The following is a 22,266-nucleotide window of genomic DNA, read 5'->3' on the forward strand; positions in this document are numbered from 1 at the left end:
GGCAACGTACCTTGCCCGCGCGGTCGCCGGGGGCGCATCGTCGGTCCATGACCACCACCTCCGCTCCCCTGCCCGTCGACGTCCTCGTGGTCGGCGGTGGGGCCGCCGGTCTCTCCGCCGCCACCGTCCTCGCGCGGTCCCGCCGGTCCGTCGTCGTCCTCGACGCCGGTGAGCCGCGCAACGCCCCGGCCGGCGGGGTGCACGCGTTCCTCGGCCACGACGGCGTGCCGCCGCCGGAGCTGCTCGCGCGTGGCCGTGCGGAGCTCGAGGCGTACGGGGGCCGCGTCGTCGCCTCCGCGGCCGGATCGGCCCGCCGGGAGGACGACCGGCTCGTCGTCACGGCGTCCGACGGGTCCGCGTGGACGGCGCGTCACCTCGTGCTCGCCGGCGGCGCCGTCGACGTCCTGCCCGACGTCCCGGGGCTGCACCGGCACTGGGGCACGGCCGTCGTCCACTGCCCCTACTGCCACGGCTGGGAGGTGCGCGACCGCCGGGTCGTCGTGCTCGCGACGACGCCGAAGGCCGTGCACCAGGCCGGCCTCTTCGGGCAGCTGACCGCCGACCTCACCGTCCTCGTGCACGAGCCGTCCGTGCTCGACGCCGCGGCGCGCGAGCGCCTCGTGCGGCTGGGCGTCGCGGTGGTGGACGGCCCGGCGACCGGTGTCGTCGAGTGCGACGGTGCGCTCGTCGGCCTCGAGACCCCGGGAGGGGTCGTGCGCGCCGACGCCGTCGCCGTGCAGACGCGGGTCGAGGCACGCGACGCGCTCCTCGACGACCTCGGCCTCGCGCTCGTCGACCTCGAGATGCAGGGGCAGGTCCTCGCGCGGCACGTCGCGGCGGACCCCGTCGGGCGGACGTCCGTCCCCCGGGTCTGGGTCGCGGGCAACGTCACCGAGCCGATGGGTCAGGTGGTCATGGCCGCCGCGGCCGGCACCCGGACCGGGGCGATGGTCAACGCCGAGCTGGTCACCGAGGACCAGGAGCGCCGCCTCGCGGACGGATGACCGCCGTCGCCGTCAGCGGTGGGCGTCGGCCGCGCGCTGGACGTCGGCGACGAGGCGCTCGAAGCCGGCGTCCTCGCCGAAGGCCGCGGCGTCGCGGCCGACCTGCCCGTCGAGCCCTTCGCGGAGGATCTCGGCGTGACCGGCGTGCTGCGCGGTCTCGGCGACGACGCGGACCACGAGGTGACCGAACGTCGTCCGCCGGGTCGCCTCCGGCCACCACGGCGGCTCGGCGGGGGTGTCGAGCGGCACCTCGGCGAGCGCCGCGTCGGAGCGGGCCCACGCCTCGCGATAGAGGTCCAGCACCCACGACCGGCTCTCGTCGGCGCGGGCCCACAGGTCGCCGTTGTCCCAGACCGAGCCGTCCTCGTCCCACGGCAGGGTCGGCGCCGGGCGCCCCAGGGACTGCAGGAAGTACCCGACCTCGACCCCGGTGAGGTGCTTGACCAGGCCGAGGAGGTTGGTGCCCGTCGGCGTCAGGGGCCGCCGGACGTCGTACTCCGACAGGCCGTCGAGCGTGCGCAGCATCGCGTCCCGGGCGTCCTGCAGGTAGTGGTGCAGGTCGCTCGGCAGCCCCGGCGGGATGCTCACTCCCACGGGGTCGAGAGCACCACCGTGGTCCGGGTCGAGACGTGCGCGGCGCCACGGATCCGGGCGATGAGCTCCTCGAGCTCGGCGGGCGTCGCGACACGCACCTTGAGGATGTAGTTCTCGTCGCCGGCGACCGAGTGGCACTCCTCGATCTGCTCGATGCCCTGGAGGCGCTCCGGGATGTCGTCGGGCTGGCTCGGGTCGAGCGGGGTCACGGACATGAAGGCCGTCAGCTGCCGTCCGACGGCGCGGTGGTCGATCCGGGCGGTGTAGCCCTTGATGACCCCGCGCTGCTCGAGCCGGCGGACCCGCTGGTGCACCGCGGAGGTGGACATGCCGAGGGCCTTGCCGAGGTCGGTGTAGCTGGTCCGGCCGTCCTCGGTGAGCAGGTCGACGATGCGCCGGTCGAGGTCTTCCACGGCGTCAGCGTAGTGCGACCTCCCCCGTCACCACCCGGACTCGCCGACCGCCCGTAGGCTCTCGGCATGGCGCTCGACGACGGACGACTCCCGAAGCTGCTGCTGCTCGACTCCGCCTCCCTGTACTTCCGGGCGTTCTACGGCGTCCCGGACCAGCGCAAGGACGCCTCCGAGACGCCGACCAACGCGCTGCGCGGGTTCCTCGACATGATCGCCACCCTCGTGACGCAGCACCGGCCGACGCACCTCGTCGCGTGCTGGGATGACGACTGGCGCCCCCAGTGGCGCGTCGACCTCGTGCCCACGTACAAGACGCACCGGTTGACCGAGGGCTCCGACGCCGTCGAGGAGAGCCCGGACGACCTCACCCCGCAGGTGCCGCTCATCCGCGAGGCGCTGGCCGCGGTGGGCATCGCCCGGATCGGCGTGCCCGACCACGAGGCCGACGACGTCATCGGCACCCTGACGACCCGGCACCACGGGGTCATGCCCGTCGACGTCGTGACCGGCGACCGAGACCTCCTCCAGCTCGTCGACGACGCGCAGGCCGTCCGCGTCCTCTACACCGGCAAGGGCGGTGTGCGGGAGCCGGACATCGCCACGGAGTCGATGCTCCGCGAGAAGTACGGCGTGCCGACCGGCGAGGCCTACCTCGAGATGTCGGTGCTGCGCGGCGACACGAGCGACGGGCTGCCGGGGGTCAAGGGCATCGGCGACAAGACCGCCGCCCAGCTCATCGAGCAGTACGGCTCCCTCGCGGCCCTGCGCGCGGCCGTCGACTCCGGCGACCCGGCGATCAAGGGCGCGCGGCGGACCAACCTCGAGGCCGCCTCGGCCTACCTCGACGTCGCCCCGACCGTCGTCCGCGTCGTGCGCGACGCCCCGGTGCCCGAGGTCGACCTCGCGCTGCCCACGCAGGTCGCCGACCGGCTCGCGCTCGACGAGCTCGCGGCGCGCCACGGCATCGAGAACCCGGTGGGCCGGCTGCTCACCGCCCTCGGGCTGGCCTGACCCCGTCCGCGGCCCGCTCCCCAGCCGGCCGCGTCCAGCGCATCCGGAACGCCGTCGGCACGAACGCCGTCGCCGGGTCGTCCTGACGACGGAACTCGGTGGGAGACAGGCCGACCACCTCGGTGAAGGTGCGGCTGAAGGTGCCGAGGCTGGAGAACCCGACGGCCATGCAGACGTCGGTCACGGGAGTGCCGGTGGTGCGCAGCAGGGTCATCGCCCGCTCGATGCGCCGCCGCTGCAGGTAGCGGTGCGGCGTCTCGCCGAACACCGTCCGGAACTCGCGGATGAAGTGCGCTCGGCTCATGTGCGCGACCCGCGCCAGGGCCTCGACGTCGAGCGGCTCGGTGCTGTGCCGGTCGACGAGGTCGCGCGCCCGGAGCAGCCGCCGGTTGCGGTCCTCCTCGGCGGCGCTCACCGGGCCACCGTACGACGGGTCGTCGCGCACGGCGCACTTTCGGAGAAGCGCGCCTCCGCGTCCGCGCCCTAGCGTCGTCCCCGACACCCGAACCGGAAGGACCACCATGCTGACCCGCAACAACATCTCCTCGATCTTCGTGCTCGACCAGGACGAGGCGCTGCGCTTCTACACCGAGGTGCTGGGCCTGGAGGTCGAGCAGGACATGGACTTCGGCCCGATGCGCTGGCTGACCGTCCACGTGCCCGGCGACCCCAAGTCCATCCTCCTCGAGAAGCCCGGCGCCCCCGCGCACGACGAGGCGACGGCCGAGCAGGTGCGCGCCCTCGTGACCAAGGGGGCCGGCGGCGGCTGGCTCGCCTTCACGACCGACGACGTCGAGGAGATGTTCGCGCGCGTCCGGTCCGCCGGCGCCGACATCACGCAGGAGATCGTCGACCAGCCCTACGGCCGCGACTTCGCCCTGCGCGACCCGTTCGGAAACCACATCCGGATCGGCGAGGTCCTCGCCGGGTGACGCGCCGCGCCGGCCGGCTCAGTCGAGCCGGTCGGCGGCGACGACGCCGCGCATGACCGCGTCGACGGCCTGCCGCGCCGTGCGCCGCAGCGTGGTGTCGGTGGCGGCGTCCCCGACCTGGTCGAGGAGGTCGACGAGCTGCTTGCACCGGCGCACGAAGTCGCCGGCGGCCATGTCCTGGCCGCGCAGCACGTCGTCGAGGCGGCCGCCGGAGGCCCAGCGGTGCACCATCCACGCCATGCCGCCGTCGGGCATCGACGTCGTCGGCAGGTCGTGGTCGGTCTCCAGCTCCTCGATGCCCGCCCACAGCCGCTCCATCTCGCGGACGGCGTCGGCGACCTCGTCGGTCGGCATCCGCGGCGAGACGTCGGCCTCCTCGTGCCGCGGCTCGTGGACGAGGGCCGAGACGGCCGCCGCGAGCCCCGGCGCGTCGAGGCGCTTCCACACGTCGTGCCGGAGGCACTCGGCGGCGAGCAGGTCCTTCTCGGTGTAGAGGCGCCGCAGCCGCTCGCCGCGCTCGGTGACGACCGAGCCGTGCTCGGCGAGGTAGCCGAGGGACTCGAGGGCGTCGCAGATGCGGTCGAAGGTGCGCGCGACCGTGTTGGTCCGCCCCTCGACCCGCCGCTGCAGACCGGTGGTCTCGCGCTTGAGCCGCCACCACCGCTCGGCCCACCGCGCGTGCTCCTCGCGGCGCGGGCACTGGTGGCACGGGTGCTCGCGCAGCTGCCGTCGCAGGTGGTCGGTGAGGTCGGTGTCGGCGGTCGCGTCGGTGCGCCCGCGGCGCGAGGGCGCGTCCTCGAGGCCGTGCGGTGTCGCGACGCGCAGCGCGGTCGCGAGGTCGCGGCGCGACTTCGGCGACTTGGGGTTGAAGTGCTTCGGCACCGCGACCCGGGCCATCGCCTCGACCGGCTCCGGGACGTCGACGAGCGTCAGGCGGCGGAACTGCTTGTCCTCGGTGACGACGCCGGGCCCGGTCGGGGCGCCCTTGGCCGTCCGCGCGGGTTGGACGACGACGGCCCACCCGGCCCGCCGTCCGGCGGGGATGCGGATGACGTCGCCGACGCGCAGCGCCTCCATCGACACCGCCGCCTCGGCGCGCCGGGACGCGGCCCGCGCCTTGCGGCCGTCCTTCTCGGCGTCGGCGAGCTCGCGGCGGATGCGGGCGTACTCGCGGAAGTCGCCGAAGTCGCAGTGCATCGCCTCGGCGTAGCCGTCGAGGCCGTCCTCGTTCTTGCGCAGCTGGGTCGCGAGCCCGACGACGGCGCGGTCGGCCTGGAACTGCGCGAACGAGGTCTCGAGCAGCTCGCGGGTCGTCTCGCGGCCGACCTGCCGGACGAGGTTGACCGCCATGTTGTACGTCGGGCGGAAGCTCGAGCGCAGCGGGTAGGTGCGGGTCGAGGCCAGGCCGCCGACGGCCATCGGGTCCATCCCGCGCGTCCATTGGACGACCGCGTGCCCCTCGACGTCGATGCCGCGTCGCCCGGCGCGCCCGGTCAGCTGGGTGTACTCGGCGGGCGTGATGTCGACGTGCGCCTCGCCGTTGTACTTGACGAGCTTCTCGAGGACGACCGTGCGGGCCGGCATGTTGATGCCGAGCGCCAGTGTCTCTGTGGCGAACACGGCCCGGATGCGGCCGTCGGTGAACAGCTCCTCGACGATCTCGCGGAAGAGCGGGAGCATCCCGGCGTGGTGCGCCGCGAAGCCGCGGCTCAGCCCCTCGAGGAAGTCCCAGAAGCCGAGCACGCCGAGGTCCTCGTCGGCGAGCGACTCGACCCGCTCCTCGACGTGCCGGCGGATGCGCTCGCCCTCCCGCTCGGGGACGAGCCGCACCCCGGCCGACAGCAGCTGGCCGACCGCGGCCTCGCATCCGACCCGGCTGAAGATGAAGGTGATCGCGGGGAGCAGGCCCTCGCGCTCGAGGTCGAGCACGACCTCGGCGCGGGTGGCGCCCCCGGCCGGGCGGCTGCCGCGCGCGAAGCCCCGACCTCCTGCTCCCCCGCCGGGACCGCGCGGGGCGGCGTGGTCGCGGCGCCCCCGACCCCCGCGGTGGCCGCCGCCTGAGGGGCCGCCGAGCCGGCGCGCGTCCTCGGTGTACCGGCCGCGCTGCTCGGCGTTCCGGATGGCGTGGAGCAGGTCCGGGTTGACCCGGTTGCCCGCGAAGAGGTCGAACATCGTCGTGCCGACGAGCATGTGCTGGAAGAGCGGCACCGGCCGGTGCTCGGACACGACGACCTCGTGGTTGCCGCGGACCTCGGCCAGCCACGCCCCGAACTCCTCGGCGTTGCTGACGGTCGCCGAGAGGGACACCACCTGCACCGACTCGGGCAGGTGGATGATGACCTCTTCCCAGACCGCGCCTCGGAAGCGGTCGGCGAGGTAGTGCACCTCGTCCATGACGACGAAGCCGAGCCCGGTCAGCGTCGAGGAGCCGGCGTACATCATGTTGCGCAGGACCTCGGTGGTCATGACGACGACCGGCGCCTCGCCGTTGACGGAGCTGTCGCCGGTCAGCAGACCGACGTTCTGCGCTCCGTGCACGCGCACGAGGTCGTGGTACTTCTGGTTGGAGAGGGCCTTGATCGGCGTGGTGTAGAACGCCTTGCGGCCGGTGGCCAGCGCCAGGTGCACGGCGAACTCGCCGACGATCGTCTTGCCGGCCCCCGTCGGAGCCGCGACGAGGACGCCCTTGCCCTCCTCGACCGCCTCGCACGCCCGGAGCTGGAAGTCGTCGAGCGGGAAGTCGAGGGCGGCGGTGAAGCGGCCGAGCTCGGTCCGCTCCCGGCGGGACCGCGCCTGCGCCGCGGCGTACCGCTCGGCGGGACTGGGCATGTCCTCAGGCTACGTCAGGGGTGCGTCACCGCAGCGCGGTGCGGGTCACGCGAGGACTGACACCGCGCCGGGCACGGCCTCGACGTCGAGCGGCAGCGGCCCGAACCGCTCGCCGTCGGCGTACCCGACGATGCCGGTGGCCTCGAGCGTGACGCGGCGGGCGCGCAGCACCTCGACCGCCGGGTGGCCGACGTGACCGCCGCTGAAGACCTTGGGGAACACGCGCAGGAACTCGGGCACCGGGAGGCGGTGCAGCACGAGGACGTCGAGCAGCCCGTCGTCGAAGCGTGCGTCGGGCGTCACCCGCATCCCGCCGCCGTAGGAGGGGCCGTTGCCGACGGCGACGAGCATCGCCTCGGTCTCGTGCCGCTCGCCGTCGAGGGTCAGCGCGTACGGGATGGGTCGGAAGACGGGCAGCTCGCGGACGATCGCGAGGTTGTAGCGCATGCGGCCCTTCGGCCAGCGCCACAGGTTGGCGCGCTCGTTGACGACGGCGTCGAACCCGGCGGCGAGGACCCCGAGGAACCAGCGATCCTCCCCCGCGGGCGTCACGTGGCGCGCGGCGTCGACGGCGCGCGTGCGCCCGGCGAGGATGCGCTCGACCGCCGCGGCCGCGTCGCGCACCGGCAGGCCGAGCTCGCGGGCGATGTCGTTGCCGGTGCCCGCGGCGACCACGCCCAGCGGGATGCCGGTGCCGGCGACGAGGTTGGCCCCGAGGTGGACCATCCCGTCACCGCCGGCGACGACGAGCGCGTCGACGGATCGTTCCGCGACGGCCGCACGCCCGTGCGCGAGGGCCCCCACCGCGTCCGCGGCGGAGAGGTCGACGACCTCGGCCCCGGCGGCCCGCAGCAGGGTCAGCGCCTCGACCCCGACGCGGGCGCCGGTGTTCTTGCCCGACGTGGGGTTGACGACGACGCCGACGCGCACGGCGCTCAGAGCGGGGAGGCCTCGGTGTCGTCGACGTCGAGCCAGTCCGGCCGGTTGGCGGCCTTGCGCTTGTCGAGGACACGGCAGACCGCCCAGGCGCCGAAGTAGAGGACGCAGAGCGGGGCGGCGAAGACGAACATCGTGAAGGGGTCGGCCGTCGGCGTGGCGACCGCGGCGAAGACGAAGATCGCGACGATGGCGAAGCGCCACCCCGCGATGAGCCGCTTGGCCGGCAGGGCACCGATGAGGTTGAGCCCGACGAGGAAGACCGGGAAGAGGAACCCGAGACCGAACACGAGGATGAACCGCGTGACGAACGAGAAGTACATCGAGGCGGCCTGGATGTTCGACGTGCCCGCCGGAGAGAGGCCGTAGAGGATCGACAGGCTCTGCGGGAGGATCGTGTAACCGAGCCAGCAGCCGAGCAGGAAGAGCGGAACCGTCGAGGCGATGAACGTCAGGCTGATCCGCTTCTCCTTGCGGGTCAGCCCCGGGACGATGAACGCCCAGAACTGGTACATCCAGATCGGGCTCGAGGCGATGACCCCGATGAAGATCGACAGGCTGATGAGGTTCGAGAACGCCGACGTCGCTTCCGCGAAGTTGATGCTGATGTCGCTCTGCGGGTTCGCGTCGGCGTACTGCTGGAACGGGGCCTTGAGGAACTCGAAGATCGGCTCGTAGTAGATACCGGCGACGACGGCGGAGACGAACACCGTGGCCGCGGCGATGAACAGCCGACGACGGAACTCCCTGAAGTGCTCCGCCAGCGTCATGCGGCCCTCGGGGTCGCGAGGGCGGCGGCGCAGTCGGGCCATGGAGGGCGTGGACCCCCGGTGTCAGGCGGTCGGGCCGGACGGGTTGTCCGTCCGCGGGGCGCGCTCGTGCACGGCGTTGCCGTGAGGGTCGGGGGTGACGACGTCGTCCACCGGCCGGTTCGTGCCGAGCGACTCGCCGCGCACGGTCTCGCTGGAGGCGGCCGAGGAGGACTTGCCGTCCTTCTTCATCTCGTCGACCTCGGACTTGAAGACACGCGCCGAGCGGCCGAGGCTGCGGGCGGCGTCGGGCAGGCGCTTCCACCCGAACACGAGGATGATCAGCACCGCGATGATGATGATCTCGGGCGCACCGAAGTTCCGGAACATTACGTACTACCGCCTTCCGCGGTCGAGGTCGTCGTCAGTCTACGCGGGCCCAAGGAGGCATCCGCTCGGCGTTGCGGGTTCCCCGCGCGTCGGCCTGGCGGGCCCGCTCGCGCCGATGCTCCTCGCGGAGGCTGTGAGGATCCTGCAGGACCGCTGTGACCGGCAGCTCCGGGTCGCCCTGCCGCGAGGCCACCTGCTCCAGCTCCTCGACGAGCCGCCCGGCCCGCCCGAGCTCGGCGGTCAGCGCCCGCAGGCTGCGCCAGGTCGCGCGGGCCCGCAGCCCGACGAGCACGGCGCCCCCGACGACGAGGACCACCCACAGCAGCACCCAGCCCCACCACGGCAGCACGGGTCAGCGCTCCCCTGCGGCGGTACGCCGCGGGTAGCCGGCGAGGGCCGCGGCCGCGCCCTCGCGCACCTCGGCGACGACGTCGGCCGGCTCGGTGACGTAGCCGCGGCCGCCGAGGCGCCGCAGCAGCCGGTGCAGCCACGCGGTGTCGGCCGTCGCGATGCGCACGACCTGCCCGCCGCCCTCGGTGGCCGGCACCTCCTCGAGCGACTCGACCGGGTAGTAGTCCGAGACCCAGGTGGCACCGGGCAGCAGGCGCAGGGTGACGACGAGGTCGTCCGGCGCCGGGCGGAACGTGCCCTCGGAGAGGTCGCGCTCGGCGGCCTGCGGCGGCGGGGTGCCGTCGACGTCGAGGACGCTCAGCTCCTCGACGCGGTCGAGCCGGAACAGACGGGTGTCCTCGGCGCGGTGGCACCAGCCCTCGAGGTACCAGCGGCCGTCGATGCCGACGACGCGCATCGGGTCGACGTCGCGCTCGGTGGCCTCGTCGCGCGCGGGCACGAGGTAGCGCAGGTGCACCCGGCGGCGGGTCGCGAGGGCGGTGCGGGCGCGGGCCAGCAGGTCGGCCGAGGTGTCGTCGGCGACCTCCGCGAGCACGCGGCTCGCGGGGTCGGCGGCCTCGCCGGCGGCGGCCTCGAGCTTGGCGAGAGCCCGGTCGACGGCGTCGCGCTCGTCGAGGCCCGGGACCTCGCGCAGGGCGCGCAGCCCGACGATGAGGGTGACGGTCTCGTCGACGCCGAGGCGCAGCGGCCGGGCGATCGAGTCGGCGTTGCCGACGAAGACGCGTCCGCCCTCCCAGTCGGCCTCGATGAGCTCGTCGGGCATCTGGCCGTAGCCGCAGAGGAAGAGCAGCTGCAGGTCCGCCTCGAGCTGCTCGGTCGAGACACCGAGGTCGGCGGCTGCCTCCTCGAGGTCGATGCCCTGGCGGTTGACCAGCCAGGGGACCATCGTCAGCAGGCGCGCGAGCCGCGCGGTGGCGGTCTCCTGCGGTGCGGGCGGCATCAGGACCCCCCTCCGCCGTGCGCGGCGAGGGTGCCGCGCAGGCGCTCGACGACGGCGTCCACGAGCTCCGGCGGCTGCTCGACGACGACGTCGGCGCCGTAACCGGCGACCTCCTCGGCGAAGGACCAGACGTCGCCGTAGTCGAGGTCGACGAGCGACCACTCGTCGTCGACCTCGCCGACCGTCCGGGCGCGCAGCCGCAGCGCGTGGCCCGCCCCGACCCGGACCCGCAGCATGGCAGGGCTGGACTGCGTCGCGGACCCGGCCATGCTGTCGACCATGACCCGCGGCTCGTGGTCGGCCGGGACCTCGAAGGAGCCGGGGCGGCCTGCGCGTCGGACCGTGCCGCTGATGCGCGAGAGGCGGAAGACCCGGGGCGCCTCGCGGTCCAGGTCCCAGGCGTTGAGGTACCAGCGCCCGTGCCACGACACGAGCGACCACGGCTGCACGCGGCGCTCGGCGCCCTCGGCCGCCTCGGGCCGGCGGTAGGTGAAGGTGAGCGGCACCCGGCGCACGACGGCGTCCTTGACGGCGTCGAAGGCCGGCTCGGCGGTGCGCAGCCGCGGCTCGATGCCGATGAGCGACTCGGTGTCGCGCTCGACCCCCGCGGCCCGCAGCTTGCGCAGGGCCTGCGCCGCCGGGCCGGCGAGCGACGCCTGCGCCCAGGTGCGGCTCGCGAGGCCGAGGACGGCGAGCTCGTCGGGCTCGAAGGCGATGTCGGGCAGCGCGTAGTCGCGCTGGTGGATGCGGTAGCCCGGCTCGTCGTCGTGGAAGGCGTCGATGTCCTCGGTGACGAGCGGGATGCCCAGCTCGCGCAGCTCGTCCTTGTCGCGCTCGAACATCCGCTCGAAGGCCTCGGTGGAGGCCGACTGGCCGTACTGCGGCACGAGCCGGCGGATCTGGGCCTTCGCGAGGGGGCGGCGCGCGTACAGCAGCACGAGGACGAGGTTGAGCAGGCGCTCGGTCTTGACCTGGGCCGCGCTCGGCGCACCTCCCCCGCTCTGGCTGCTCACCCGGGAGACGCTACCCGACGGCTACGCTGCCCCGCGTGATGCACTGGCGCGCCGGGACCGTGGCCGAGGAGGTCCGGCGTGGGCCGGGCTCCGTCGAGCTGGCCGTCGACCTCGAGGGGACGGGCGAGCGGGTGCGCGCGCTGGCCTACACGGCCCTGACCGGCGCGCCCGAGGCCGGTGAGCGGGTGCTGCTCAACGCGTCGGCGCTGCTGCGCGGCCTCGGCACCGGTGGGCTGGCCTTCGTCGTCGCCCGGGGCGACGTGCTGCCGGCCGATCCCCCGGCCGGGCCGGGCCACATCGTCAAGGCGCGCTACACGCCGCTGCAGCAGATGCTCCTGGCCGTCGACGAGCAGGAGTCCCCGCACCACGACGTGCTCGCCGGGGCCGACGACCTCGGCGGGATGCCCGTCGTCGTCGCGGACCTGCACAGCGCGCTGCCCGCGGTGCTCGCGGGCATCCGGTCGGTGCGGCCCGACGCGACGGTCGCCTACGTGATGACCGACGGCGGGGCCCTCCCGGCCGCGTTCTCGCGGGCGGTCGCCGGGCTGCGAGAGGCCGGTTGGCTCGCGTCGTGCCTCACGGTCGGTCAGGCCTACGGCGGCGACCACGAGGCCGTCACGGTGCACACGGGCCTGCTCGCGGCACGGCACGTCGTCGGCGCCGACGTCGCGGTCGTGGCGCAGGGCCCGGGCAACGTCGGCACCGGCACCCGCTGGGGGTACTCGGGGGTGGCGGCCGCGGAGGCGCTGCACGCCGCCGACGTCCTCGGCGGACGGCCGGTCGCGGCGCTGCGGGTCTCGGGCACCGACCGGCGCGACCGGCACCTCGGCATCAGCCACCACAGCCTCACCGCGTACGGGCGGGCGCTCTACGCCCCGGCCGACGTGCCGGTCACGACCCTGCCGGACCCTGCGCTCGACGCCCGGGTGCGGGACCAGCTCGCGCGGCTCGTCGGGACGGCGCGTGCCCGGCTGACGCCGGTGGAGGTGCCCGCGGACGGGCTGGCCGAGGCCCTCGCGACGAGCCCGGTGGGCCTGTCGACGATGGGCCGCGGCCTCGGGGAGGACCCGGCGCCGTTCCTCGTGGCGGCGGCGGCCGGGTCCCACGCGGGGTCGGTCAGCGCACGTCCATGAGGTCGACGACGAAGATCAGCGACTCGCCCGGCTTGATGACGCCGCCCGCACCGCGCTCGCCGTAGGCCTTGTGCGACGGGATGGTCAGCTTGCGGCGGCCGCCGACCTTCATCCCGGCGATGCCCTCGTCCCAGCCGGCGATGACCATGCCGACGCCGAGGCGGAACTCGAGCGGCGCGCCGCGGTTCCACGAGGCGTCGAACTCCTCACCCGTGGAGTGCGCGACCCCGACGTAGTGGGCCGACACGGTGCTGCCGGGGGTGGCCTCGGCGCCGTCGCCGACGGTGATGTCCTCGACGACCAGCTCGGTCGGGGCCTCGTCGCCGGGGAAGTCGATCTCGGGCTTGGTCAGCTCGGTCACAGGGTGATGCCTCTCTGGGTGCCGGTGGGGGTGGTGGGTCAGTAAGCGGCGAGGATGTCGACCGCGAAGACGAGGGTGTCGGTGCCCTTGATCTTGTCGCCGCTGCCCTGCTCGCCGTAGCCGTCCTTCGGCGGGATGACGAGGAGCACGCGGCTGCCGACCTTCTGGCCCTCGAGGCCGGTGTCCCAGCCCTTGATGACCTGGCCCTCGCCGAGCTTGAACTCGAACCAGGGCTGCTCGGGACGGTTGGCGCTGGAGTCGAAGACCTCGCCGTTGCGGTAGAGCGCGCCGGTGTAGGCGACCCGGACGGTCTGGCCCTTCTTCACCGCAGCGCCGGTGCCCTCGACGAGCGGCTGGACGACGGTGTTCGTGGGGGCCTTGACGCCCTTGGCCGGAGTGATGGTCGCCGGCTTGCCGGCGTTCATCGTCACGGTCGGCAGGCCCTTCTTCGGCGCGACGGCGGTGCCCTGCGCCTCGTCGAGGACCTTAGTGGCGCCGACGAGGTCGAGCACGAAGATCACCGGGTCGTCCTTGGTGATGCCGAGCTGCTGGTTGCCGGTCTCGCCGTAGGCGTCGGCCGGCGTGGACGCGATGACCATCCGCGTACCGATCTTCTTGCCCGGGATCTGGCTCTTGAAGGAGGCGAAGAGGTTCTGGTCGTCGAGGTCGAGGCCGACCGTGCCGGTCTTCCACGTGCTCGTGACGACCTTGCCGTCCTTGCCGTTGACGAGGATGGCCTGGAGGGTCACGAGGTCGTCCTTGGTGACGGCCGCGCCGTCGCCCTCGGTGAGGACCTGCGACTGGGTGCGCGAGACCGCGACGGGCGCCTTGACGGTGACCTTCGGCTCCTTCTGGGCCTCGCCGATGACCTGGACGCCGCTGATCGAGCTCGACGGGGTCGTGGCCTCCTCCTCACCGCAGCCGGTGAGCAGGAGCGCGCCGGCGAGGGCGCTGACGGACAGGACGGACGTGAGGCGACGGGGCACGAGTCTGGGACACCTTCGGGACGGGGACGCCGCGCGGAGTGGGACGCGACCGGTCTCCTCACGATAACCGCGGCGGATGGGAACTCCCGCATCGCTCCCTGAGAGCCCGGTGGACGCGGGTCAGGCGGTGAGGCCCTCGATGAGCCGATCGACGCGGGTGTCCTCGGCGAGGAACGGGTCCTTGCACAGGACCGTGCGCTGGGCCTGGTCGTTGAGCTTGAGGTGGACCCAGTCGACGGTGAAGTCGCGCCGCTGCGCCTGCGCGGCCCGGATGAAGTCACCGCGCAGCTTGGCGCGTGTCGTCTGCGGCGGGCGCACCTTGGCCTCGAAGACCTCCGGGTCGGACACGACCCGCTCGATGCGTCCGCGTCGCTGGAGCAGGTAGAAGAGACCGCGCGAGCGGTCGATGTCGTGGTAGGCGAGGTCGATCTGCGCCAGGCGCGGGTGGTCGAGGTCCAGGCCGTGCCGTGAGGCGTACTCGTCGATGAGCCGGTACTTGACGACCCAGTCGATCTCACGGCCGACGAGCCCGAGGTCGCCGGTCTCCACGGCGGTCAGCGTGCGGTCCCACAGCTCGAGGACGCGCTCGTGGAGCGGGTCGGCGGCGCCCTCGCGCTGCACGAACTCGGCCGCCTTCGCGTGGTACTCGCGCTGGAGATCCAAGGCCGACAGCTCGCGGCCGTTGGCCAGGCGCACGGTGCGCCGGCCGGTCATGTCGTGCGAGATCTCGCGGATCGCCCGGATCGGGTTCTCGAGCGTGAGGTCGCGCATGACGACGCCGCTCTCGATCATCCGCAGGACGAGGTCGGCGGAGCCGATCTTGAGCATGGTCGTCGGCTCGGCCATGTTGGAGTCGCCGACGATGACGTGCAGCCGCCGGTAGTGCTCGGCGTCCGCGTGCGGCTCGTCGCGGGTGTTGATGATCGGCCGGCTGCGGGTGGTCGCCGACGAGACGCCCTCCCAGATGTGGTCGGCGCGCTGGCTGAGCGCGTACGACGCGCCCTTGCTCGTCGTGACGAGCTTGCCTGCGCCGCAGGTCAGCTGGCGGCTGATGAGGAACGGCAGCAGCGTCTCGGAGAGCGCCTGGAACTCGCCGGAGCGCGTGACGAGGTAGTTCTCGTGGCATCCGTAGGAGTTGCCGGCGGAGTCGGTGTTGTTCTTGAAGACGTAGATGTCGCCGGCGACGCCGTCCTCGCGCAGGCGCTGCTGGGCGTCGGCCACGAGACCCTCGACGATCCGCTCCCCCGCCCGGTCATGGGTGACCACCTGCCGGATGGAGTCGCACTCGGCCGTCGCGTACTCGGGGTGCGAGCCGACGTCGAGGTAGAGGCGCGAGCCGTTGGTGAGGAAGACGTTGCTCGAGCGGCCCCAGGCGACGACCTTCCGGAAGAGGTAGCGCGCCACCTCGTCCGGGGTCAGCGTGCGCTGGCCGCCGGTGGAGCAGGTGATGCCGTACTCGTTCTCGATCCCGAAGATCCGCCGGTTGCCGCGGGTGCTCACGCGTCCTCGCCGCCCTCGGAGGCCGCCTCGGGACGCTGCGTCTGCGGGTTGGTGGCCGCGCCGCGGGCCGAGTCGCCGTCGTCGCCGGCGGGCACGTCGGCGGTGGGGTCGTCGGAGCTGAGCAGCCGGGCGAGGAGGTCGCCCTGCACGCGGCGGAAGCGCCGGCGCGGCCGATGGCGGTCGAGGACGGCCACCTCGAGCTGCTCGGGGGCCAGCGTGCGCGGCTCGCCGCCGGCCGGGTCGGCGCCGAGCAGGCGGACGGCGAGGGCGAGGGCGTCGGCGAGGTGCATCCCCGGCTGCCAGGCCTCGCGCAGGCCGGTCTCGATCTGCTCCGCTCCCCCGCCCATCGCGACGAAGCCGTGCTCGTCGGCGACCGAGCCGTCGTAGGTGAGGCGATAGACCTGGTCGCCCTCGGGCGTGGCCCCCACCTCGGCGACGACGATCTCGACCTCGTAGGGCTTGGACTCCTGCGTGAACACCGTGCCGAGCGTCTGGGCATAGGCGTTGGCCAGCCCGCGCGCGGTGACGTCGGAGCGGTCGTAGGAGTACCCGCGCAGGTCGGCGTAGCGCACGCCCGCGACCCGCAGGTTCTCGAACTCGTTGTACTTGCCCACCGCGGCGAAGGCGATCCGGTCGTAGATCTCGGAGACCTTGTGCAGCGCCCGGCTGGGGTTCTCGGCGACGAAGGCGATGCCGGCGTCGAACTGGAGGACGACGACCGAGCGGCCGCGAGCGATGCCCTTGCGCGCGAAGTCGGCCCGGTCCTTCATCAGCTGCTCGGGCGAGACGTAGAACGGCATCCCGGCGGTCATCGGGCCTCCTCCGAGCGCTCGGTGATGATGGCGTCGACGACCGGCGCGAGGTCCGGCTGCGGCACGAACCGCGCGCCCTCGGCGTCGACGAGCCCGACGGTCGGCCAGATGCGCCGGCCGACGTCCGGGCCGCCGGTGGCCGAGTCGTCGTCGGCGGCGTCGTAGAGCGTCTCGACGGCCACGCGCACTGCCTGCTCGGCCGTGAGGTCGCGCCGGTAGAGCTTCTTCAGCGCGCCGCGCGCGAAGAGCGAGCCGGAGCCGACGCTGTGGTGGTCCTGCTCCTCGTAGCACCCGCCGGTCACGTCGTAGGAGAAGATCCGGCCGCGCCCCTCCTCGAGGTCGTAGCCGGCGAACATCGGCACGACGGCGAGGCCCTGCATCGCCATCCCGAGGTTGCCGCGGATCATCGACGCGAGGCGGTTCGCCTTGCCCTCGAGGGACATCAGCGTGCCCTCGATCTTCTCGTAGTGCTCGAGCTCGACCTGGAAGAGGCGGACCAGCTCGATGGCCAGGCCGGCCGTGCCCGCGATGCCGACGAGGCTGAACTCGTCGGTGGCGAAGACCTTCTCCATGTCGCGGTTGGCGATGACGTTGCCCATCGTCGCGCGACGGTCACCGGCCATGACGACCCCGCCGGTGTAGGTGACGGACACGATGGTCGTCCCGTGCGGCGCCTCGAGCGCCGCGCCCGGGGGCAGCGGCCGGCGCGAGGGCAGCAGGGCCGGGGCGTGGGCGGAGAGGAAGTCGGTGAAACTGGAGGACCCCGGGACGAGGTACGCGGAGGGCAGGCGCCCGGAGTCGGCTCCGGCGCTCACTGGCCGCCCTTCTGGACGAAGCCGCGGACGAACTCCTCCGCGTTGGATTCGAGGACGCCGTCGATCTCGTCGAGGATGTCGTCGATCTCGCTCACCTGCGCGGCGGGGGCGGCGGCTGCGGGCCCCGGGGTGTCGACGTCGTCGGGCCCGTCGTCGCGACGCTGCGGCTTGATCTGCTCCTGACCGGCCATGGTCACCCTCCTCGGGTCGTGGTCGTGTCCCCGAGCCTAGTCGCAGACCCGGGTTCGCCGACGTCAGGGCGCGTCGGCGTCCGCACCTCGGTCACCCCGCTCGTCGGCGGTGGCGAGCGCGCGCAGGAGCGAGGCCGCGTCCGGGGCGTTGCGGACGATGTCGCCGACACCGGCCTCGGTGCCCCGCAGCGGCTCGAGCATCGGCACGCGCTGGAGCATCCGCTGCCCGGCGACGTCGAAGATCACGGAGTCCCACGACGCCGCGACGACCGACTCCGGGAAGCGCCGCAGGCAGGTGCCGCGGAACCACGCGCGCGTGTCGGCCGGGGGCTCGGTGACGGCGCGGACGACCTCGGCCTCGTCGACGAGGACCTCGAGCCGCCCGCCTGCGACGAGCCGGTGCGCGAGGCCGCGCTCGGCCCGCACGTCGGACCACTGGAGGTCGACGGCCTTGAGGCGCGGGTCCCCCCAGCCGATGCCGTCGCGCTCCCGGTAGCCCTCGAGCACGGCGAGCTTGGCGACCCAGTCGACCTCGCGGCGCGCCTCCATCGGGTCGCGGCCCAGCTTGTCGAGGACGGTGCCCCACCAGTGCATGACCTCGGCGGTGTCGGCGTCCGGCTCGCCCGCGGAGCGCTCCTCCACGAAGGCGGCGGCGCGGTCGTGGTACTCCCAGAGCAGCTCGAGCGCGGTCATCTTCCGGCCGTCGAGCAGCTCGAGGCGCTGGCGCAGCGTGGGGTCGTGCGAGATCTCGTGGAGGGTCGCGACCGGGCGGCGCACACCGAGGTCGGGCACGAGCGCGTCGGCCTCGATCATCGCGAGGACCAGCGAGGTCGTCCCCATCTTCAGGAGGTTCGCGACGTCGGCGTGGTTGGCGTCGCCGATGATCACGTGGAGGCGGCGGTAGCGGTCGGCGACGGCGTGCGGCTCGTCGCGGGTGTTGATGATCGGCCGCTTGAGGGTGGTCTCGAGGCCGACCTCGACCTCGAAGAAGTCGCTGCGCTGGGCGATCTGGTAGCCCGGGGTCCGCGAGTCGACCCCGATGCCGACCCGCCCGCTGCCGCACATCACCTGGCGGGCGACGAAGAACGGCGTGAGGTGGGTGACGACCGACGCGAACGGCGTGGCGCGCGACATGAGGTAGTTCTCGTGGGTGCCGTACGAGGCGCCCTTGCCGTCGGTGTTGTTCTTGTAGAGGTTGACCCCGGGCGGGACCGTGGCCAGGCGCTCGACCGCATCGCGCATCACGAGCTCGCCGGCCCGGTCCCACGCGACGGCGGCCCGCGGGGTCGTCACCTCCGGCGAGCTGTACTCCGGGTGGGCGTGGTCGACGTAGAGCCGGGCCCCGTTGGTCAGGACGACGTTGGCGAGGGTCGGGTCCTCGACGTCGGTCAGCTGGCTCGGGTGCGCCGTGCCCCGCCCCATGTCGAAGCCGCGGGCGTCGCGCAGCGGCGCCTCGTCGGCGTAGTCCCAGCTGGCCCGGGCCGGCCGGATGCCGCGCGAGGTCGCGTACGCCGTCACGACGTCGCCCGAGGCGACCATCGGGTTGGCCTGCGGGTCCCCCGGGACGACGATCCCGTACTCGGTCTCGATCCCCATCACCCGGCGCACGGTCATGTGCCGACCATACTGAGCCCGTGCACGACTACCGCGGGATGCCCCCGCTGACCACGCTCGTCTCGCTGGTGGCCGACCTCGGACGCTCGCAGATCGCGACCGCCGACCTCGCCGCCATCCAGAAGGCGCGGGCCACGCCCCGGCCGCGCGGTGCGCTCGTCGACCGCGTCCTCGGACGGGTCGACCCGGCCGTCGGCATCACCTACGGGACGGCTCCGGCCCGCGACGAGCACGAGATCCCGCTGCGCATCTACCGGCCGCGGGCGCTGCCCGACGCGCGCGACGACGTGCCGGTCGTCATGTGGTTCCACGGCGGCGGCTGGGTCTGGGGCAACGTCGTCGACTACGACTCCCTCTGCACGCTCGTCGCGGGGCAGGTCGGGGCCGTCGTCGTCTCGGTCGACTACCGGATGGCGCCGGAGCACCGGGCCCCGCGGGCGGCCCTCGACTGCGTCGACGCGACGACGTGGGTCGCGGCCAACGGCGACGTCCTGCGCGCCGACACCTCCCGGATGGCGGTCGCCGGCGACTCGGCCGGTGGCAACCTCGCGGCCGTCGTCGCCCAGGTGCTGCGCGACCACGGGATGACGAACCTGCGCCACCAGGCCCTGCTCTACCCCGCGACGGACCTGACGATGGCCTCCCCCTCGCTCGTCACCAACGCCAACGCGCCGGTCCTCGACCGCGCGGCCGTCGACGCCTTCCGCGACCACTACCTCCCGCCCGGCGCCGACGCGAAGGACCCGCTCGTGTCGCCGCTCTGGGGCGGCCTCGCCGGCCTGCCGCCGGCGCTGGTCCAGACCGCCGACCGCGACCCCATCCGCGACGACGGGTCGCGCTACGCCGCGGCGCTCGAGGAGGCCGGGGTGCCGGTGCGCCTCACCAACTACCTCGGCGTGCCGCACGGTTTCGCCACCTTCCCCGGGGCGACGCGGGTCGGGCGGATGCAGCGCGTCGAGCTCGTCACCGAGCTGTCCCGTGCGCTCTCGCGGCCGATAGCCTGACGCCATGCGCGAGATCGTCGTCTTCTCCGGTTCGGCGCACCGCGACCTCGCGCACCGCATCTGCGACGGGCTCGGGGTGCCGCTCTCGGAGTCGGTGACGGCGCGGTTCAGCAACGACTGCCTCCAAGCCCAGCTGCTCGCCAACTGCCGCCAGCGCGACGTCTACATCGTCCAGCCGCTCGTGCCGCCGACGCAGGACTCCCTCATGGAGCTCCTCCTCATGGTCGACGCCGCCCGGGGTGCCTCCGCGGCGATGGTCACCGCGGTCATCCCGCACTTCGCGTACGCCCGCTCGGACAAGAAGGACGCCTCGCGCATCTCGCTCGGCGGCCGGCTCGTCGCCGACCTCATCGCGACCGCGGGCGTCGACCGGGTCATCACGATGAACCTCCACGCCCCGCAGGTCCACGGCTTCTTCTCCGTCCCGGTCGACCACCTCACCGCGCTCGGCGAGCTGGCAAACCACTTCGTCGACCAGGACCTCGACGACACCGTCGTCGTCTCCCCCGACCTCGGCAACGCCAAGGACGCGACCCAGTTCGCCCGGCTCCTCGGGCTGCCGGTCGCGGCGGGGTCCAAGAAGCGCCTCGGCGACGACCGGGTCGTCATCGACTCGATCGTCGGCGACGTCGTCGGCAAGCGCGCGATCGTCCTCGACGACGAGATCGCGACCGGCGGCAGCATCGTCGAGCTGCTGGACCGCCTCGCCGAGCGCGGGGTGACCGAGGCCTCGGTCGCCTGCACCCACGGGCTGTTCGCCGGCCGGGCGGTCGAGCGGCTCTCCGCGCACCCGATGATCCGCGAGGTCGTGACCACCGACACCGTGCCCGCCCCGCAGGACTGGCCGGCACTGCGCGTCCGCTCCGTCGCCGGCCTCTTCGCGGAGGCCATCAAGCGCATCCACGAGGGCGAGTCGGTCTCGAGCCTCTTCGACGGGGTCGACCCGATGCACGCCCCGCCGCGCCAGCGCTCGCTCTTCGACAAGGTGCGCGGATGAGCCGGCTCGTCCCGGCGCTGCTCGACGTCGTGCTCGTCGTCGTCTTCGCCGCCGTCGGCCGGCGCTCGCACGCCGAGGGGCTCGACCTCGGCGGCATCGCGCGCACGGCGCTGCCGTTCCTCGTCGGCACGGCGGCCGGCTGGCTGCTCGCGAGCATCGTCCTGGACTCCGGCCCGCGCAGCGTCGCGTTCGGGGCGGTCGTCGTCGTCGCGACCGTGGCGGTCGGGATGGCCCTGCGGGCCGTGGCCGCGCAGGGCGTCGCGGTCTCGTTCGTCGTCGTCGCGACGACCGTGCTGACGGTCTTCCTCGTCGGCTGGCGCCTCGTCGCCCGGCTGCTGCCCTCCTGAGGCGCCCCTGCCCAGCTTGACCGGTGCCTGCCGAACGTAGGCGCAACTTTTACCCACGCGCCCTGACCTGCGGTTTCGTGCTTCCCGCGTGGGGCGCCTGCGGTGGTCCGCGGGCGCCTCGGCTGGCCCCGCTCCATGCCTTTTCGTAGCGTCGGCGGGTCCGTGCCCACCCCCACGCACCCCCACGAGGAGCCCCCGATGTGCGACCAGCACGACGTCACCGTCCCCGCCCGACTCCGTCCGCTCGGCCGGCGGGCCCTCCTGCGCGGAGCGGGCGGGCTGCTCGTCGCGGGCGGCGCCGTGGCCGCCACCGCCGAGGGCGCGTTCGCGGCGACGTCGCAGAACGGCTGGCCCGCCGGCACCTCGAGCCAGGTGCCGCTGACCTCCCTCGCCGTCGGGGCCGCGACCTTCCCGGCGGGTGTGCGGACCGGTGACGTGTACACCGTCCTGCGCTACGTCGCGCAGCAGGTGAACTCGACCGTCGAGGCCCTCTACTCCCCCGGGTGCTGGGGCCACAGCTACCGCGAGATCTCCGGCAGCACGACCTTGTCCAACCACTCCAGCGGCACGGCGATCGACGTCAACGCCCCGGACCATCCCCTCGGCGCGTCGGGCACGTTCACCTCGGCGCAGGTCTCGGCGATCCGCACGATCATCACCCGCTGCAACGGCGTCGTCCGGTGGGGCGGCGACTACTCGGGCCGCAAGGACGAGATGCACTTCGAGATCAACGTGCCGCCGGGCGACTCGCGCCTCTCGTCCCTCGCGGCGTCCCTCGGTGGCGGGGGCGGCACCCCGGACCCCGAGCCGATCAGCTGGACGACGGTGCGCAGCGGCAGCAGCGGCTTCCGCGTCACGACCGCGCAGTACCTGCTGCGGGCGCGCGGGCAGTCGCTGTCGGTCGACGGCGTCTTCGGCTCCGGCACGGACTCGGCCGTCCGGTCCTTCCAGTCATCGCGCGGCCTCACCGCCGACGGCATCGTCGGCACCACCACGTGGACGGCGCTCGTCGTCACCGTCCGGTCCGGCTCGTCCGGGGACGCCGTGCGTGCGGTGCAGACGTGCCTGTCCGCCAAGGGCTTCGCGGCGTCGGTCGACGGCGTCTTCGGCTCGGGCACGGACTCGGCCGTGCGGTCCTTCCAGTCCTCGCGCAGCCTCGTCGTCGACGGCGTCGTCGGCTCCGACACCTGGCAGGCGCTGGAGGCCTGACCGGCCTCCGACACAGGACTTCGTCCACGAGACCCCGGCTCCGAGCCGGGGTCTCGTGGACATTTCGGGGTGACC

General features: G+C 73.6%; 25 protein-coding genes. 8 read left to right on the forward strand and 17 right to left on the reverse strand.

The features are described from left to right. Positions 1–47 precede the first annotated feature (47 nt). On the forward strand, positions 48–1,004 hold the full coding sequence (locus IG69_RS0116055; RefSeq protein ID WP_030529187.1) for an NAD(P)/FAD-dependent oxidoreductase: 957 nt from the start codon (positions 48–50) through the stop codon (positions 1,002–1,004). Between the two features lie 12 nt (positions 1,005–1,016). Here IG69_RS0116055 and IG69_RS0116060 read toward each other — a convergent pair whose 3' ends face one another. Continuing rightward, positions 1,017–1,592 carry a DinB family protein gene (locus IG69_RS0116060; protein WP_245616174.1) on the reverse strand — a complete coding sequence of 192 codons (576 nt, stop codon included), beginning with the start codon at positions 1,590–1,592 and terminating at the stop codon, positions 1,017–1,019. Next, complete coding sequence (locus tag IG69_RS0116065; RefSeq protein WP_030529189.1) at positions 1,589–2,011, reverse strand: Lrp/AsnC family transcriptional regulator; 423 nt, start codon at positions 2,009–2,011, stop codon at positions 1,589–1,591. The genes IG69_RS0116060 and IG69_RS0116065 overlap by 4 nt, the downstream gene beginning before the upstream one ends. A 66-nt stretch (positions 2,012–2,077) precedes the next feature. Between IG69_RS0116065 and IG69_RS0116070 the strand changes: the two genes are divergently transcribed. Then, positions 2,078–3,022 (forward strand): 5'-3' exonuclease, encoded by a 945-nt coding sequence (locus tag IG69_RS0116070; RefSeq protein WP_030529190.1) that lies wholly within the window; start codon positions 2,078–2,080, stop codon positions 3,020–3,022. Here IG69_RS0116070 and IG69_RS0116075 read toward each other — a convergent pair. Then, the gene (locus tag IG69_RS0116075) at positions 3,000–3,437 is read right to left on the reverse strand and encodes a helix-turn-helix domain-containing protein (protein WP_030529191.1); all 438 of its coding nucleotides are present in this window, start codon (positions 3,435–3,437) and stop codon (positions 3,000–3,002) included. The genes IG69_RS0116070 and IG69_RS0116075 overlap by 23 nt on opposite strands. A 106-nt stretch (positions 3,438–3,543) precedes the next feature. Here IG69_RS0116075 and IG69_RS0116080 point away from each other — a divergent pair, with 106 nt between their 5' ends. Beyond that, positions 3,544–3,954 (forward strand): VOC family protein, encoded by a 411-nt coding sequence (locus IG69_RS0116080; RefSeq protein ID WP_030529192.1) that lies wholly within the window; start codon positions 3,544–3,546, stop codon positions 3,952–3,954. 18 nt (positions 3,955–3,972) lie between these two features. Here IG69_RS0116080 and IG69_RS0116085 read toward each other — a convergent pair whose 3' ends face one another. From IG69_RS0116085 to IG69_RS0116115, 7 genes are read right to left on the reverse strand one after another with little or no spacing between them, the layout of a single operon-like run. Then, positions 3,973–6,783, reverse strand: coding sequence for a DEAD/DEAH box helicase (locus IG69_RS0116085; RefSeq protein ID WP_030529193.1), 2,811 nt, complete (start codon positions 6,781–6,783; stop codon positions 3,973–3,975). A gap of 45 nt (positions 6,784–6,828) precedes the next feature. Then, a complete protein-coding gene (locus IG69_RS0116090; RefSeq protein WP_245616175.1) occupies positions 6,829–7,713 on the reverse strand; it encodes a YegS/Rv2252/BmrU family lipid kinase in 885 nt (294 codons plus the stop codon). Positions 7,714–7,718: 5 nt separating this feature from the next. Then, positions 7,719–8,531 (reverse strand): twin-arginine translocase subunit TatC, encoded by an 813-nt coding sequence (tatC, locus tag IG69_RS0116095; protein WP_245616176.1) that lies wholly within the window; start codon positions 8,529–8,531, stop codon positions 7,719–7,721. Between the two features lie 21 nt (positions 8,532–8,552). Then, on the reverse strand, positions 8,553–8,858 hold the full coding sequence (tatA, locus tag IG69_RS0116100) for a Sec-independent protein translocase subunit TatA (protein WP_030529196.1): 306 nt from the start codon (positions 8,856–8,858) through the stop codon (positions 8,553–8,555). A gap of 34 nt (positions 8,859–8,892) precedes the next feature. Continuing rightward, positions 8,893–9,207 (reverse strand): hypothetical protein, encoded by a 315-nt coding sequence (locus tag IG69_RS0116105; RefSeq protein ID WP_030529197.1) that lies wholly within the window; start codon positions 9,205–9,207, stop codon positions 8,893–8,895. Between the two features lie 3 nt (positions 9,208–9,210). Next, on the reverse strand, positions 9,211–10,209 hold the full coding sequence (locus IG69_RS0116110) for a helix-turn-helix transcriptional regulator (RefSeq protein ID WP_030529198.1): 999 nt from the start codon (positions 10,207–10,209) through the stop codon (positions 9,211–9,213). Next, positions 10,209–11,222 (reverse strand): helix-turn-helix transcriptional regulator, encoded by a 1,014-nt coding sequence (locus IG69_RS0116115; RefSeq protein WP_030529199.1) that lies wholly within the window; start codon positions 11,220–11,222, stop codon positions 10,209–10,211. The genes IG69_RS0116110 and IG69_RS0116115 overlap by 1 nt, the downstream gene beginning before the upstream one ends. A gap of 35 nt (positions 11,223–11,257) precedes the next feature. Between IG69_RS0116115 and IG69_RS0116120 the strand changes: the two genes are divergently transcribed. Further along, entirely contained in the window at positions 11,258–12,355 is a 1,098-nt protein-coding gene (locus IG69_RS0116120; protein ID WP_030529200.1) for a DUF3866 family protein, read from the forward strand. Here IG69_RS0116120 and IG69_RS0116125 read toward each other — a convergent pair. From IG69_RS0116125 to dop, 7 genes are all read right to left on the reverse strand, one after another. Then, entirely contained in the window at positions 12,339–12,716 is a 378-nt protein-coding gene (locus IG69_RS0116125; protein ID WP_030529201.1) for an FKBP-type peptidyl-prolyl cis-trans isomerase, read from the reverse strand. The genes IG69_RS0116120 and IG69_RS0116125 overlap by 17 nt on opposite strands. 38 nt (positions 12,717–12,754) lie before the next feature. Then, a complete protein-coding gene (locus tag IG69_RS21220) occupies positions 12,755–13,702 on the reverse strand; it encodes an FKBP-type peptidyl-prolyl cis-trans isomerase (protein WP_051750648.1) in 948 nt (315 codons plus the stop codon). 120 nt (positions 13,703–13,822) lie between these two features. Then, positions 13,823–15,202 carry a Pup--protein ligase gene (gene pafA / locus IG69_RS0116135; RefSeq protein WP_030529203.1) on the reverse strand — a complete coding sequence of 460 codons (1,380 nt, stop codon included), beginning with the start codon at positions 15,200–15,202 and terminating at the stop codon, positions 13,823–13,825. Further along, complete coding sequence (gene prcA, locus IG69_RS0116140) at positions 15,199–16,014, reverse strand: proteasome subunit alpha (RefSeq protein ID WP_030529204.1); 816 nt, start codon at positions 16,012–16,014, stop codon at positions 15,199–15,201. The genes pafA and prcA overlap by 4 nt, the downstream gene beginning before the upstream one ends. Then, positions 16,011–16,829: a proteasome subunit beta gene (gene prcB, locus IG69_RS0116145; RefSeq protein ID WP_030529205.1), complete on the reverse strand. Its 819-nt coding sequence runs from the start codon at positions 16,827–16,829 to the stop codon at positions 16,011–16,013. The genes prcA and prcB overlap by 4 nt, the downstream gene beginning before the upstream one ends. After that, the gene (locus tag IG69_RS0116150) at positions 16,826–17,020 is read right to left on the reverse strand and encodes a ubiquitin-like protein Pup (protein ID WP_030529206.1); all 195 of its coding nucleotides are present in this window, start codon (positions 17,018–17,020) and stop codon (positions 16,826–16,828) included. The genes prcB and IG69_RS0116150 overlap by 4 nt, the downstream gene beginning before the upstream one ends. A gap of 63 nt (positions 17,021–17,083) precedes the next feature. Beyond that, complete coding sequence (gene dop / locus IG69_RS0116155) at positions 17,084–18,634, reverse strand: depupylase/deamidase Dop (protein ID WP_051750649.1); 1,551 nt, start codon at positions 18,632–18,634, stop codon at positions 17,084–17,086. Positions 18,635–18,654: 20 nt separating this feature from the next. Here dop and IG69_RS0116160 point away from each other — a divergent pair, with 20 nt between their 5' ends. The 4 genes from IG69_RS0116160 to IG69_RS21225 all read left to right on the forward strand — a co-directional run bounded on the left by IG69_RS0116160 (position 18,655) and on the right by IG69_RS21225 (position 22,191). Beyond that, entirely contained in the window at positions 18,655–19,638 is a 984-nt protein-coding gene (locus IG69_RS0116160; RefSeq protein ID WP_245616177.1) for an alpha/beta hydrolase, read from the forward strand. Between the two features lie 4 nt (positions 19,639–19,642). Continuing rightward, positions 19,643–20,635 (forward strand): ribose-phosphate diphosphokinase, encoded by a 993-nt coding sequence (locus IG69_RS0116165; protein ID WP_030529209.1) that lies wholly within the window; start codon positions 19,643–19,645, stop codon positions 20,633–20,635. Then, complete coding sequence (locus IG69_RS0116170) at positions 20,632–20,982, forward strand: DUF3054 domain-containing protein (RefSeq protein WP_030529210.1); 351 nt, start codon at positions 20,632–20,634, stop codon at positions 20,980–20,982. The genes IG69_RS0116165 and IG69_RS0116170 overlap by 4 nt, the downstream gene beginning before the upstream one ends. A 198-nt stretch (positions 20,983–21,180) precedes the next feature. Then, positions 21,181–22,191, forward strand: coding sequence for a peptidoglycan-binding protein (locus IG69_RS21225; RefSeq protein ID WP_030529211.1), 1,011 nt, complete (start codon positions 21,181–21,183; stop codon positions 22,189–22,191). The last annotated feature ends 75 nt before the right edge of the window (positions 22,192–22,266 follow it).

The organism is Phycicoccus jejuensis (assembly GCF_000720925.1).
Lineage (GTDB): Bacteria > Actinomycetota > Actinomycetes > Actinomycetales > Dermatophilaceae > Phycicoccus > Phycicoccus jejuensis.

Excerpts from the sequence above, each read along its gene's own strand:
- tatA (WP_030529196.1), bottom strand. The coding sequence starts at position 8,858 with ATGTTCCGGAACTTCGGTGCGCCCGAGATCATCATCATCGCGGTGCTG.
- IG69_RS21225 (WP_030529211.1), top strand. The coding sequence starts at position 21,181 with ATGTGCGACCAGCACGACGTCACCGTCCCCGCCCGACTCCGTCCGCTC.
- IG69_RS0116170 (WP_030529210.1), top strand. The coding sequence starts at position 20,632 with ATGAGCCGGCTCGTCCCGGCGCTGCTCGACGTCGTGCTCGTCGTCGTC.
- prcA (WP_030529204.1), bottom strand. The coding sequence starts at position 16,014 with ATGACCGCCGGGATGCCGTTCTACGTCTCGCCCGAGCAGCTGATGAAG.
- tatC (WP_245616176.1), bottom strand. The coding sequence starts at position 8,531 with ATGGCCCGACTGCGCCGCCGCCCTCGCGACCCCGAGGGCCGCATGACG.
- IG69_RS0116070 (WP_030529190.1), top strand. The coding sequence starts at position 2,078 with ATGGCGCTCGACGACGGACGACTCCCGAAGCTGCTGCTGCTCGACTCC.
- IG69_RS0116080 (WP_030529192.1), top strand. The coding sequence starts at position 3,544 with ATGCTGACCCGCAACAACATCTCCTCGATCTTCGTGCTCGACCAGGAC.
- dop (WP_051750649.1), bottom strand. The coding sequence starts at position 18,634 with ATGACCGTGCGCCGGGTGATGGGGATCGAGACCGAGTACGGGATCGTC.
- IG69_RS0116110 (WP_030529198.1), bottom strand. The coding sequence starts at position 10,209 with ATGCCGCCCGCACCGCAGGAGACCGCCACCGCGCGGCTCGCGCGCCTG.
- IG69_RS0116150 (WP_030529206.1), bottom strand. The coding sequence starts at position 17,020 with ATGGCCGGTCAGGAGCAGATCAAGCCGCAGCGTCGCGACGACGGGCCC.
- IG69_RS0116165 (WP_030529209.1), top strand. The coding sequence starts at position 19,643 with ATGCGCGAGATCGTCGTCTTCTCCGGTTCGGCGCACCGCGACCTCGCG.
- IG69_RS0116085 (WP_030529193.1), bottom strand. The coding sequence starts at position 6,783 with ATGCCCAGTCCCGCCGAGCGGTACGCCGCGGCGCAGGCGCGGTCCCGC.
- IG69_RS0116055 (WP_030529187.1), top strand. The coding sequence starts at position 48 with ATGACCACCACCTCCGCTCCCCTGCCCGTCGACGTCCTCGTGGTCGGC.